Below are 13283 nucleotides of genomic sequence, written 5' to 3'. Positions count from 1 at the left end.
CGACGGTGCGTCAAATCCCAAATGGACAGACTTATACGACTATGTCCAAGATCAGGGGCATGCGCGGAATCCTTGCTTCTTCCATCGGTGTCACCTGTGCGGCCGCTCTGGCCCTCCCGCTCACTCCTCCCGCCGTCGCGGCGACGGCGAGACCGGTACCGACCGCGGAAGCCGCCATGACAGCGAGACCCGCGCCCCGTGCGGGGACGCCGACCACGACCACGACCGACCGGCGCGCGGCCGAACCGTACGCCCTGGGCAGCACCCAGTCCCTCCCCCTCGAACCCCTCAGCCGCGACCGCGCCACCCCGAGCGCCCCCGGCACCACCGAACAGGGCCTGTCCCGCCGTGCCGTACGCCAGTTCTCCCTCCTCGGGGTCGTCTGGGACGACCCCGAAGCCGAACTGCACGGCCGCGTCCAGGTCCGCACCCGCTCCGCCGGCACCCGCACCTGGTCGGGCTGGCAGGACGTGGAGACGCACACAGCCGACCACAGGGCCGACCCGGGCGGCCCGGAGAGCGCCACCGACCGGGCGCGGGGCGCCACGGCACCACTCTGGGTGGGCGAGTCCGACGGCGTGGAACTCCGGGTCACGCCCGAGCCCGACGGCCCGGAAGCCGACCCCGGTCCCTACGGCACGGACGCCCACGACCTGCCCGCCGATCCCTCGCTCCCCTCCGGCCTCCGCCTCGAACTCGTGGACCCCGGCGAGGCGGCCCAGGACGCCTCACTCTCCGGCGCACCGGAGGAGAGCCCCCGCAACGCCGGCCCGAACGCCGGCCCGAACGCCGGCCCGAACGCCGGCCCGAACGCCGGCCCGAACGCCGGGACCTCCGCCGCCACGGCGGTCACCGCCGCCGCCGAAGCCTCCGCCGTCAACGCCGAGCTCGCCTCCTTCGGCGCCACCGAGATCGCGGAACTGAGCCGCCCCGAGACCGAGCAGGAGTACTTCGCCCTCAACGCGGGCGCGCTGACGGAGCAGCTGCTGCAGGCGAAGCCGTACATCGGCCCGCGGCCGCGCATCGTCACGCGCCGCGGCTGGGGCGCGAACGAGGGTCTGCGGGAGCGGAAGTTCCGCTACACCAAGAAGGTCAAGGCGGCTTTCGTGCACCACACCGCCAGCGGAAACAACTACAGCTGCTCGCAGTCCCCGTCACTCATCCGTGGTATCTACCGCTACCACGTACAGAGCATGGGCTGGCGCGACGTCGGCTACAACTTCCTCATCGACAAGTGCGGAAAGATCTACGAGGGCCGCGCCGGGGGCGTGGCGAAGCCGGTCCTCGGCGCGCACACCCGTGGTTTCAACAGCAACAGCATGGGGATCGCCGTCCTCGGTTCGTACGGCGCCACCAATCCGTCGTCCGCCGCCGTCAGGGCCATCGCCCGGCTCACGGCGTGGAAGCTGGGCCTGCACGGGGTCAATCCACGAGGGAAGACATACCTGAAGTCCGGGGGTGGCAATCTCTACCGAAAGGGCAAGAAGGTTCGACTGAACGTGATCTCGGGTCACCGGGACGGCTTTCAGACGGCGTGCCCGGGGCGCAAGCTCTACGGCAAGCTCGGCTCGGCCCGCTCCCAGGCGGCCCGGTACCAGGGCCGCTGAGACACACGTTCACCGCCGTCGGGGGGCAGCGGGGCGGAATGCCGCACGGCCAGCGAAGGCGCCACGGAACGGTCTGCATACACTGACCGGCCGAAAGACAGTTCGGCCGGTCCCGGCAGGAAGCAGAGACGACACGTGACAGAAGCGATCCTCCTGGTCGGCGGCAAGGGAACCCGGCTGCGCCCGCTCACGGTGCACACGCCCAAGCCCATGGTCCCGGCGGCCGGGGTGCCCTTCCTCACGCACCAGTTGGCGAGAGCGAGAGCGGCGGGCGTCGAGCACATCGTCCTGGCCACGTCCTATCTGGCCGAGGTCTTCGAGCCGTACTTCGGAGACGGATCCGCGCTCGGACTCCACCTCGAGTACGTGACGGAGGAGGAGCCCCTGGGCACCGGCGGAGCCATCCGCAACGTGGCCTCCCGGCTGCACTCCGGCCCCGACGACCCGGTGCTGATCTTCAACGGGGACATCCTGACCGGCCTCGACATCCGGGCCCTGGTGGACACCCACGCGACGACGGGCGCGGACGTCTCGCTCCACCTCACGAAGGTGACGGACCCGCGGGCCTACGGCCTGGTCCCCACGGACGAGACGGGCCGGGTGCTGGCGTTCCTGGAGAAGCCGCAGACGCCGGAGGAGATCGTCACCGACCAGATCAACGCGGGGGCGTACGTCTTCCGCCGCTCGGTCATCGACACCATCCCGCTGGGCCGCCCGGTCTCCGTGGAACGGGAGACCTTCCCCGGCCTGCTGTCCGCCGGGGCGCACCTGCAGGGCATGGTCGACTCGACGTACTGGCTGGACCTGGGCACACCGGCGGCCTTCGTCCGGGGCTCGGCGGACCTGGTCCTGGGCAGGGCCCCGTCCCCCGCGGTCCCCGGCCGCTGCGGCGACCGCCTGGTCCTCCCGACGGCGAGGGTCGCGGCCGACGCGAAGCTCTCGGGCGGCACCGTGGTGGGGGAGGGCGCCTTCGTCGCCGAGGGCGCCCGCGTCTTCGGCAGCACGATCCTCCCGGGGGCCGTGATCGAACCCGGCGCGGTCATCACCGACTCCCTCATAGGCACCCGGGCCCGCGTAGGCGAACGCTCGGTCCTCACGGGCACGGTCATAGGCGACGGCGCGACAGTCGGCCCCGACAACGAACTCCTCCAGGGCACCCGCATCTGGTGCGACGCCCAGATCCCAGCCGGAGCGGTCCGCTTCTCGTCCGACCAGTAACCGCCCCCGCCGCTGCGGGCAGTCGTGCCGCTGGGGCGGCACGGGTGGGCGCAGCGGCACCCCGCAGCGCCGGGCTGCGCACTCACCAGGCCCCAGCACCGACGCCGAGCACCCGGAAAAGGGGCAGCGCTCACAACACCCCGATATCCCACCGCGGCATCTTCGGCGCCCGCCGCCCCGGCACCCTCCCACTCAGCAGGATCAACCGAGCCGCCCGATGCCGCTGCCCCGCATACGGCTCCAGCAACTCCAGCATCACGGAGTCATCCGCATCCCGGTCCCCGGCGAGCGCCCACCCCACGATCCCCGGCAGATGCAGATCCCCGACGGTCACCTCGTCCGCCGCCCCGTGACTGCGCTGCACCGTCTCCGCCGAGGTCCACGGCCCGATCCCCGGCACGACCTCCAGCCGCGCCCGAGCGGCCCCCGGCTCCATCCGGACCGCCTCCTCCAACCGCCCGGCCACCCGGACCGCACGCAGAATCGTCGACGCCCGCTTGTTGTCGACCCCGGCCCGATGCCACTCCCACGACGGAATCAACGCCCACGTCCGAGGCGCCGGCATCACGCACATCCGCCCGGGCGCGGGCCCCGGCGCCGGCTCCCCGAACTTCCGCACCAGCAACCGCCACGCCCGATACGCCTCATCGGTCGTGACCTTCTGCTCCAGGATCGACGGGATCAGCGACTCCAGCACCAGCCCGCTCCGCGTCAGCCTCAGCCCCGGCCGCCGATGCCGGGTCAACGCCACCAGCCGGTGCCGCGGCACGAACGCGGACGGATCATCGGCGGCCCCGAGCATCTCCGGCAACTGCTCCAGCAGCCACTCCGCCCCAGGCCCCCAGGCCTCCCCGCGCACCCCACCGCCGTAGGCGCGGACCCGGAGCGTCCCGGGCCCGGCGGGCGTACGGCAGGCCCGCCACACGGACCCGTCCGGCGTCACACGGAACGTGGGATCCCCCGGCCCGCGCCGCAGCGGCCCCAGCACCAGCCCGAGATCCAGCGGCCCGTCCGGCACATGGTCCCGCACCCGCCCCGGTCCCGCCGCCTGCCGCGGCACGCCCCCGGCGACGGCGACATGCCCACCGCGCACCGTCGTACGGGTGGGTCTGGGAGCGAACCGACCTGCCATGGATGAAGTCCCTGGGATGCGAGCGAAGGAGGATACAAGCGAAGCAGGACACGAGCGAAGCAGCCCTACGAGGGTAGGCCCCGCCCCGCGCCTGTCACCGCACCTCGATGAACGCCCCCGCGTCCCGCTCCGGCCGCGGCCGGGGTTCCTCCGCCGGATGCCCGACCGCCACCGCGCCCATCGGGTCCCAGTCCGCGGGCAGTTGCAGCACCTCGCGCACCACGTCCCGGCAGAACATCGTCGACGACACCCACGCCGATCCGAGCCGCTCCCCGGCCAGCGCGACCAGGAAGTTCTGCACGCCGGCACCCGTGGCGACCACGAACATCTCGCGCTCGGCCCCGTCACGCCGGGCGTCGCCGTACGTGTGCGAGCCGTCCATGACCAGGCACGGAACGACGAGGTAGGGCGCGTTCCGCAGGACGTCCCCGCGCCGTATCCGCTTGGCGATGGACTCCTCCGTCTTGCCGTCCCGCCGCAGGTCCGCGATCCAGGCGTCCCGCATGGCGTCGAGCAGCCGCGTCCGCGACTCCCCGGACTCCAGCAGCACGAAGCGCCACGGCGTGGTGTGGTGCGGTGCAGGCGCGGTCACTGCCGCGGCCACCGCCCGTCGTACCGCCTCGGGATCGACGGGCTCGTCCGTGAAGGCCCGGACCGTACGCCGCTGGGTCACCGCCAGCCGTACCGCCTCCGAGGTGCCGAGCCGGAACATGTCGTCGCGCGCCCCGCGCAGCATGACCCGTGCCCCCTCTTCGCCGTCGCCGTCCGCGACCACGTGCGGCAGTCCGCGCACCACGGCGACGGGCAGCCCGGCCGCCTTGCCCTTGACCAGGTCGCCGGCGGCGGCGAGTTCGTCGGCGGTGGCGACGACGGTGGCGCCGAGCGGATTGCCGTACGCGTCCGTGCCCCCGCGCAGGTCGTCCAGTACGCGCACTCCGGCGGCGCCGATCGCGACATCCGTCAGCCCCGCGCGCCAGGGCCGCCCGAAGGTGTCGGTGACGACCACGCCGACGTCCACCCCGAGGACGTCCCGCAGCCCCTCGCGGATCCCGCGCGCCGAGGCGTCCGGGTCCTCGGGGAGCAACAGCACGGTCCCGGGAGGGGTGTTGGAGGCGTCGACCCCGGCCGCGGCCATCACGAGGCCCTGCCGGTTCTCGACGATCCGGAGGCTGCCGCGCCGGGCGACCACCCGCACGGTCTCCGCGTCGATGGCCGCCTCCCGGTCGGCCGCCTGGACGATCCGGCCCTCCGCCTTGGACACGATCTTCGACGTGACGAGCAGCACGTCACCGTCGGCGAGACCGGGCTCGGCGGCCGCGATCAGCTTGGCCAGGTCGTCCCCGGCCGTGACCTCCGGTATGCCCCCGAGGGCCCACACCCGGTAGCCGCCGTCGCCCTGCTCCGCGCCGCTCATGCCCCGCGCACCTCCTCCGCGAGAGCCAGCGCCTCCTGAGCCATCCGCGCGGTCGCGTCGGCGTCGGTCATCATCAGCGGCACGGCCCGGCAGCGGATCCCGGCGGCCTCCACACGCTCCACCGCGCCCGCGTCCACCGTGTCGACCAGCCAGCCGTCCAGCAGGCCCGAGCCGTAGTGCTCGGCCACCGCCGGTGCGGTCGACTCGACGCCCACCGCGGCGAGCACCTTGTCGGCCATGCCGCGCACGGGCGCGTCGCCGACGATGGGGGAGAGGCCGATCACCGGCACCCCGGCGTCCGCGATCGCCTCCCGGATGCCCGGCACGGCCAGGATCGTGCCGATCGACACGACCGGGTTGGACGGCGGGAAGAGGATCACGTCCGCCTCGGAGATCGCCTCCAGGACGCCCGGCGCGGGCTTCGCCTGGTCGGCGCCCACCGGCACGATCGCCTCGGCCGGCACCGAGGCGCGCAACCGCACCCAGTACTCCTGGAAGTGAACCGCCTTGCGCTCCCCGTCGACCTCGACGGCCACATGGGTCTCGACGCGGTCGTCGGACATAGGGATCAGCCGCACGCCCGGCTTCCAGCGGTCGCACAGCGCCTCCGTCACCGCGCTCAGCGGATATCCGGCGCCGATCATCTGGGTCCGCACTATGTGTGTGGCGAAGTCCCGGTCGCCGAGGCCGAACCACTCGGGCCCGACTCCGTACGCCGCGAGTTCCTCCTTGAGGTGGAAGGTCTCGTCGGCGCGCCCCCAGCCCTGCTCCTCGTTGATGCCGCCGCCGAGCGTGTACATCACCGTGTCGAGGTCCGGGCAGACCTTCAGCCCGAAGAGGTGGATGTCGTCCCCGGTGTTGCCGATGACCGTGATGTCCGCGTCCGGCACGGCCCGCTTCAGACCACGCAGGAACCGGGCACCACCGATGCCGCCTGCCAGAACCACAATGCGCATGGGAGCCAGTCTTGCAGGCCGCTGCGACAAGCGGTCAGCGGCTACGACAACCGGTCAGCGGCTACGGCAACCGGTCAGGCGGTCATGGCCCCCGGCGTGCTCCGGGCCTCGCAGTGCTGCGCCGTGTGCATGGGCATCTCCGTCAGGCCCGGGTAGTAGACGTGCAGGCTGACGGCCGGCTCCAGCGCGTCGTTGACGACTTCGTGCACGTACCCCGGCGCGAACACCCGCTGCGCGCCTGCCCGCAAGGCGCGTGTGCCCCGGTCCGTGCGCTCGGTCAGCGTGCCGTCCAGCACGGTCAGCACACCGGAGGAGCGGCCGTGGTCGTGCAGCCCGCTGCCCTGCCCGGGCACCCAGGACAGCAGCCACACCTCGTAGCCCGGGCCGGTGCGCAGCCGGTGGTACCAGCGGCTGGCCGCGTCGTAGCGGACGAGGTGCTCCCACTGGGCACGGTCGGCGGCGATGGCGCGGGCGAGGCCGACGAACTCGGCGACGGTGGCCGGGTGCTCGCGGGGGGCCTGGAGCAGGTGGGGGACTTCGAGGATGTCGCCGGCGATCTGGAGGTCGCTGTCGCTGTTCATGGGTGCGGTGGTTCCTCAGTGAAAGAAGGTCAGAGGGAACGAGAGCCGAGGGTCGGGGTGGCTCGGCCTTCAGCTGGAGCGGGTGTGGCTCAACAGCTGGAACAGCGACAGCTACAGCGAGCGCGGGCAGCACCGTGGGACCCGGCGGGGCGGGTCGAGGTGAGTGCCGAGTTCGCGAGCATGCCCACTAGGACACCGGTTCACACCTCCACTGTCAACTCGGCACCCGGTATGTGGGACGTGGTTCACCTCATCCGGTTCATCGCTCAGATGAAAGGTTTGTTCATGGCCCGTCCGGGACACATGGCGTCCATCCAGGCGCGTCAAACGCCGTTGCGGACTCGTGATCCGAATGTGATCCGGTTCGCTTCGACATGCGTGTCGGAACGAGATCGAACCTCTGGGCGTCCTTCTTCGTACGGGTCTGCGAGAGGTCCGGCGGACGTGCGGAGCCCCTGCGGGCTCCGTCGGTGTGTCAGGTTTTAAGGTGATTTGAACACTTTCCGCATGGGCTTGGTTCCGCAGAGTGAATAAGGGGCTCAATAGCAGATCTCGGCTTGACTCGCCCGGAGCAGCACACTTGTAATTTCACTCGTGTCGTTCAGCCGGAATCGGTAACGGCTACATCACGGGGACGCGGAAAGAACAGACGAGGGGCGCACATGACCGAGCTGGTGCAGCAACTGCTGGTCGACGACGCGGATGAGGAGCTCGGCTGGCAGGAGCGCGCACTGTGCGCCCAGACCGACCCCGAGTCCTTCTTTCCCGAGAAGGGCGGTTCGACCCGGGAGGCCAAGAAGGTCTGCCTCGCCTGCGAGGTCCGCTCCGAGTGCCTCGAGTACGCCCTGGCCAACGACGAGCGTTTCGGCATCTGGGGTGGCCTGTCCGAGCGGGAGCGCCGCCGGCTGAAGAAGGCGGCCGTCTGACGGCACCCGGTTCTTCGTGAAGGCCCGTCACCCGTGGGTTGTCCACAGGCGGCGGGCCCCGTTGTTGCACAGCCGATAGTGTGGTCGCTCGTCCGAGACGCCCCGCAGCCCCACCGGTCGCGGGCGTCCCCCACAGTCCACCGAACCGGGGCCCGTACCTCGATGTCCGTGCACAGCCACCCGGCAGCTCCCCACGACACCGCTGCCACCGCCGCGTTCGACGCAGCCCGCCCGCCCGAGTTCCCGCGCCACGTGGTGACCGCGGTCCTCGTCTCCCACGACGGCGCCCGCTGGCTGCCCGACGCGCTCGCCGGGCTGCTCGGCCAGGAGCGCCCCGTCCAGTACGCGATGGGCGCCGACACCGGCAGCGCGGACGACTCCGCCCAGCTGGTCACCGAAGCCCTCGGCGCAGACCGCGTACTGCACCTCGCCCGCCGCACCGGCTTCGGCCAGGCCGTCGAGGAGTGCGGTCGCACCGCCCCGGTCCTCACCCCGGAGCACCTGCCGTACCTGAAGCGGCCCAGCGGCTGGGACCCGGTGACGCGCTCGTGGCGCGACGACGCCTACGACATGCCGGAGCTCCCGCACGGCGAGCCGGTCCAGTGGCTGTGGCTGCTGCACGACGACTGCGCCCCGGAGCCCGACGCCCTGGCCCAGCTGCTGCGGGTCGTGGACAACGAGTACGAGCTGGGCCGCGAGGACGTGGCCGTGGTGGGCCCCAAGCTGCGCGGCTGGTACGACCGGCGGCAGCTGCTGGAGGTCGGCGTCTCCATCGCCAACTCCGGCCGCCGCTGGACCGGCCTGGACCGCCGCGAGCAGGACCAGGGCCAGCACGACCACGTCCGGACCGTGCTGTCGGTGTCCACCGCCGGCATGCTGATCCGCCGTGACGTCTTCGAACAGCTCGGCGGTTTCGACCGGCACCTGCCGCTCATGCGCGACGACGTCGACCTGTGCTGGCGCGCCCACGCGGCGGGGTACCGCGTCCTCGTCGCCCCCGAGGCGGTCGTCCGGCACGCCGAGGCGTCCTCCCGCGAGCGCCGCACCGTCGACTGCGTGGGCCGCACCGCCGCCTCCCCGCACAAGGTCGACAAGGCCGGCGCCGTCTACACCCTCCTCGTCAACACACGTACGGCCGCACTGCCCTGGGTGCTGCTGCGCATCGTGCTCGGCACCCTGCTGCGGACCCTCGCCTACCTCGTCGGCAAGGTCCCCGGTCAGGCCGTCGACGAGATCCGGGGCCTGCTGGGCACGCTGCTGAGGCCCGAGCGGATCCTCGCCGGGCGGCGCGGCAGAGGCGCGCCCCAGATCGACAAGGGCGAACTGCGGGCGCTGTTCCCGCCGCCCGGCGCGACCGTCCGCGCCACCGTCGAGCAGGTCGCGAGCAACCTCGTCGGCCGCTCCGACCCCGAGGTCGCCGCCGGTGCCGGACGGCACGGCGGAGCCGTCGAGTCGGGCCCGGGCGGCGACGACGCGGACTTCCTGGAGATCGAGCAGTTCGCCCGGCTCAAGCGCGTCGCGCGCAAGCCCGGCCCGGTGCTCTTCCTGGTGCTGCTGCTGGTCTCCCTGGTCGCCTGCCGCGAACTCCTCGGCGGCGGGGCGCTCGCGGGCGGTGCCCTGCTGCCCGCCCCGGCCGACTCCGCCGACCTGTGGGCGCGCTACCTGGACGCCTGGCACCCGGTCGGCCCCGGCGGCACCTCCGCCGCGCCGCCGTACATCGCACTGGTGGCGATGCTGGCGTCCCTGCTGTTCGGATCGACCGGCCTCGCCGTGACGGTCCTGCTCGTCTGCTCGGTGCCGCTGGCCGGTGTCACCGCGTACTTCGCCTCCCGCCCGCTGGTCCAGTCCCGGCTGCTGCGCGCCTGGGCGGCCGTCGCCTACGCCTTCCTGCCCGCCGCCACCGGCGCCCTGGCCGGCGGCCGGATCGGCACCGCCGTCCTGGCCGTGCTGCTGCCGCTCATCGCCCGCGCGGGCATCGCGGCCGCCGGCCTTGCCAACCGCGCTGGAACGCGCGGAAGTTGGCGGGCCACATGGGCGTACGCCCTGCTGCTGACCATCACCACCGCGTTCACCCCGATCGTGTGGCCCATCGCCCTGCTCCTCGGCGTCGGGCTGCTGGTCCTGCGCCGGTCGGACATCACGGCGTACGCACTGCGGTTCCTCGCCCAGTTCGGCACACCCCTGCTGGCCCTCGCGCCCTGGTCGCTGTCGCTGCTCCCGTTCGGCTTCTTCCAGGAAGCCGGTCTGCGGTACGGCCCCTCGGCCGCCTCCGCCCTCGACCTGCTCGGCGCCAGCCCAGGTGGCCCCGGCACCGTCAGCGGCCTCATGCTGATCGGCATCGTGCTGGCCGCGCTCGCCGCCCTGCTGCGCTCGGAACGCCAACTGGCCATCTGGACGGCCTGGGCCGTCGCCCTGACCGGCTTCGTCTTCGCGGTCCTGGCCAACAGCTCCACCTGGGCCGGACCCGCGACCCTCGTCTACGGCATCGCCCTCCTCGCGGCCGCCGTGCTCGGCGCCGACGGGGCGCGCTCGCGCGTGGCCGAGCAGAGCTTCGGCTGGCGCCAGCCGGTCGCCGCGCTGATCGCCTTCGCCTCGGCCGCGGGCCCACTGCTCGTCGCCGCCGGCTGGATGATCCGCGGTGCCGACGGGCCCCTGGAGCGGCGCGACGCGACCCAGGTGCCCGCGTTCGTCGCCGAGGAGAGCGGCACCCGCGACCAGGCCCGCACCCTCGTCCTCGACAGCGACTCCGCCTCCCACGTCGGCTACATGCTGGTCCGCGGCTCCGGCGCCCGCCTCGGCGACGGCGAGATCGCCGCGGCCGGCGGCGAGAACAGCAGGCTCGACAAGGTCGTCGCCAACCTCGTCGCCGGCTCCGGCGCCGACCAGGCCGACCAACTCGGCGGCTTCGCCGTGCGCTACGTCCTCGTCCACCGGGGCGCGCCCCGCGAGGTCACCCGGGTCCTGGACGCCACGCCCGGTCTGACCCGGCTCAGCCAGCAGGCCGGCGGCGCGCTGTGGCGCATCGACCGGGAGGTGGCGCGCGCCACCATCGTCCCCGCCTCCGGCTCCGGCACCCCCGCTCCGGTCGCCGCCGGGCCCGTCGACATCCACACCACGATCCCGGCCGGCGCCGAAGGGCGCGTGCTGCGTCTGGCCGACTCCGCCGCGGACGGCTGGGCGGCCACGCTCGACGGCAAGCCGCTGCCCCGCACCACGGTCGACGGCTGGGCGCAGGGCTTCGAACTCCCCGCTTCGGGCGGCAAACTGGACGTCACCTACGACGACCCGGTCGGCCACACCCTGTGGCTGTGGGCGCAGGGCCTGCTCGCCGTCGTCCTCGTGGTGCTCGCGCTGCCCGGCCGGCGCCGCGACATCGACGACGACCTGCCCGACGAGCCGGCCGTCCCCGCCCAGGCGGTCGCCGGCGAGGGCCGCCGCGCCCGCCGCCTGCGCGCCCAGGCCGAGGCCGAGGCCGAAGGGACCACCGGGCCCGAGGAGTTCCCGGCCGCACCTCCGCAGCCGGAACAGCCACCCGTCGGCGTTCCGCAGCAGCAGGGCTACGGTCAGTGGGACGCGGCGGGCTACCCGAGCGGCGGCGAGCACGCGGGCCACGGCGACCAGTACCAGGGCGACCAGTACCGGGGCGCGCAGTACCCGGCGGACGCGTACGGCGGGCAGTACCAGGCGGATCCGTACCAGGCGGATCCGTACCAGGGCGGCCAGTACGACCCGTACGCCTACGGCGGCCAGTCCCAGCAGCCGTCGTACGACCAGGCGGGCTACGAGCAGACCTACACCCAGGGTTACGGCACGCCGTACGACCCGGCGCAGCAGGAGCACCACCCCCACGGCACGGGCAGTGAGCGTCCCGACGGGAGCCAGCAGTGAACCGCACGACCCTGTCCCTGATCGCCGGCGTGACCGCACTCGCCGCCGTCACCGGATTCGCGGCCCTGTCCGCCCCGGACGCGCCGGGCACGAACGCCACCGCCGCGGCGGCCGCCCAACGGCCCGTGGAGCGCACGAGCCTGCTGTGCCCCGCGCCCAGCATGTCCGACCTCGCCGAGACGTCCTACACCTCCTTCACGCCCGTCACCAAGGGCACGGAAGGGGGCGGCAGGGCCGAACTCCAGGCGGCGGCAGTGGAGTCCGCGGACGGCTCGGGCGCGGGCGGCGACAAGGGCGATAAGGATGACGGGAAGTCCGGAAAGCAGAAAACCGAGGAGCCCGTACTGACTCCCAAGGAGCCCGGCAAGCCGGTCACCGGGGACAGTTCGGGAGCCGACACGCCCGCGCTCGTCGGCACCGCGGACGGCGGGTTCGCGCCCGGCTGGACCGTCCAGGAGACGACGGAGGTCGCCGCGGGGACCGGGCGCGGCCTCCAGGGCGTCAACTGCACGGCCCCGGACACGAGTTTCTGGTTCCCGGGCGCCAGCACCACGTCCGAGCGCACCGACTACGTCCACCTGACGAACCCCGACGACTCGGCCGCCGTGGTCGACCTCGAGCTCTACGGCAAGGACGGCGCCCTCCAGTCCGCGGTGGGGGAGGGGATCACCGTCCAGCCGCACTCCAGCGAGCCGGTCCTGCTGTCCACCCTCACCGACGAGCGGCAGAGCGACGTCACCGTGCACGTCAACGTCCGCAGCGGGCGCGTCGGCGCCGCCGTGCAGGCCCTGGACGACGAACTCGGCGGCGACTGGCTGGCCGCGTCCACGGACCCGTCGGGCAGCCTGGTCCTGCCCGGCATCCCCAAGGACGCCACCTCCGTGCGCCTGGTCGCCTTCACTCCCGGCGACGACGACGCCGACCTGAAGGTGCGCCTCGCCTCACCCTCCGGGCTGATCACTCCGGCCGGGCACGAGACGGTGCACGTCAAGGGCGGTATGACGACCGCCGTCGACCTGAACGACGTGACCCGCGGCGAGGCGGGCTCCCTGGTGCTGACGCCGACGGACCGGTCCGTACCGGTCGTGGCGGCCCTGCGGGTCGTACGCGGCAAGGGCGACAAGCAGGAGACGGCGTTCATCCCGGCCACCCGCCCGGTCGGCACGCGCGCGACGTCCGCGGACAACAGCGGCAAGGGCAGCACCCTGTCCCTGACCGCCCCCACCAAGACCGCCACGGTCGAGGTGACCGCCTCGGCGGGCAGCGAGGGCGGCACGCCGGTGTCCAAGACGTACACGATCAAGGCGGGCACCACCCAGGACATCGAGCCCCCGGTCCCCAGCGGCCTGAAGGGCACCTACGCGCTCACGGTCGAGCCGAAGTCCGGCGGCCCCGTCTACGGCGCCCGCACCCTGGCCGCGGCCGACAGCGGCGTCCCCGGCTTCACGGTGCAGACCCTGCCGGACGACCGGGGGACCGTCGCGGTGCCGGAGGCGGACGAGGACCTGTCGGTGCTCCAGAAGTAGCCTGCCGGCGTTCCGGAAGCAGGCCGGGTGACCGG

9 protein-coding genes are annotated in these 13283 nt (G+C 73.1%); 5 read left to right on the top strand and 4 right to left on the bottom strand.

The genetic code is table 11. The annotated features are described in order from the left end of the window. The first annotated feature begins 59 nt into the window (after positions 1-59). Complete coding sequence (locus tag IE97_RS0135105; protein WP_030250302.1) at positions 60-1607, top strand: peptidoglycan recognition protein; 1548 nt, start codon at positions 60-62, stop codon at positions 1605-1607. A gap of 135 nt (positions 1608-1742) precedes the next feature. Then, positions 1743-2825, top strand: coding sequence for a sugar phosphate nucleotidyltransferase (locus tag IE97_RS0135100; protein ID WP_030250299.1), 1083 nt, complete (start codon positions 1743-1745; stop codon positions 2823-2825). Positions 2826-2955: 130 nt separating this feature from the next. Here IE97_RS0135100 and IE97_RS0135095 read toward each other — a convergent pair whose 3' ends face one another. The 4 genes from IE97_RS0135095 to IE97_RS0135080 all read right to left on the bottom strand — a co-directional run bounded on the left by IE97_RS0135095 (position 2956) and on the right by IE97_RS0135080 (position 6908). Then, positions 2956-3957 carry a DNA-3-methyladenine glycosylase family protein gene (locus IE97_RS0135095; protein ID WP_078603507.1) on the bottom strand — a complete coding sequence of 334 codons (1002 nt, stop codon included), beginning with the start codon at positions 3955-3957 and terminating at the stop codon, positions 2956-2958. Between the two features lie 94 nt (positions 3958-4051). Beyond that, the gene (locus IE97_RS0135090; RefSeq protein ID WP_030250291.1) at positions 4052-5371 is read right to left on the bottom strand and encodes a coenzyme F420-0:L-glutamate ligase; all 1320 of its coding nucleotides are present in this window, start codon (positions 5369-5371) and stop codon (positions 4052-4054) included. Beyond that, entirely contained in the window at positions 5368-6327 is a 960-nt protein-coding gene (gene cofD, locus IE97_RS0135085; protein WP_030250288.1) for a 2-phospho-L-lactate transferase, read from the bottom strand. The genes IE97_RS0135090 and cofD overlap by 4 nt, the downstream gene beginning before the upstream one ends. A 74-nt stretch (positions 6328-6401) precedes the next feature. Beyond that, positions 6402-6908: a cysteine dioxygenase gene (locus IE97_RS0135080; protein WP_030250285.1), complete on the bottom strand. Its 507-nt coding sequence runs from the start codon at positions 6906-6908 to the stop codon at positions 6402-6404. 662 nt (positions 6909-7570) lie between these two features. Here IE97_RS0135080 and IE97_RS0135075 point away from each other — a divergent pair. From IE97_RS0135075 to IE97_RS0135065, 3 genes are all read left to right on the top strand, one after another. Beyond that, positions 7571-7834 carry a WhiB family transcriptional regulator gene (locus IE97_RS0135075; RefSeq protein WP_003975777.1) on the top strand — a complete coding sequence of 88 codons (264 nt, stop codon included), beginning with the start codon at positions 7571-7573 and terminating at the stop codon, positions 7832-7834. Between the two features lie 162 nt (positions 7835-7996). After that, positions 7997-11722, top strand: a complete 3726-nt coding sequence (locus IE97_RS0135070) for a glycosyltransferase family 2 protein (protein WP_078603506.1) — start codon at positions 7997-7999, stop codon at positions 11720-11722. Beyond that, positions 11719-13248: a DUF5719 family protein gene (locus tag IE97_RS0135065; RefSeq protein WP_030250279.1), complete on the top strand. Its 1530-nt coding sequence runs from the start codon at positions 11719-11721 to the stop codon at positions 13246-13248. The genes IE97_RS0135070 and IE97_RS0135065 overlap by 4 nt, the downstream gene beginning before the upstream one ends. The last annotated feature ends 35 nt before the right edge of the window (positions 13249-13283 follow it).

This window comes from Streptomyces sp. NRRL S-455 (genome assembly GCF_000717875.1).
In the GTDB taxonomy this organism is placed as follows: domain Bacteria; phylum Actinomycetota; class Actinomycetes; order Streptomycetales; family Streptomycetaceae; genus Streptomyces.
This window is presented reverse-complemented; position numbering and strand designations above follow the sequence as displayed.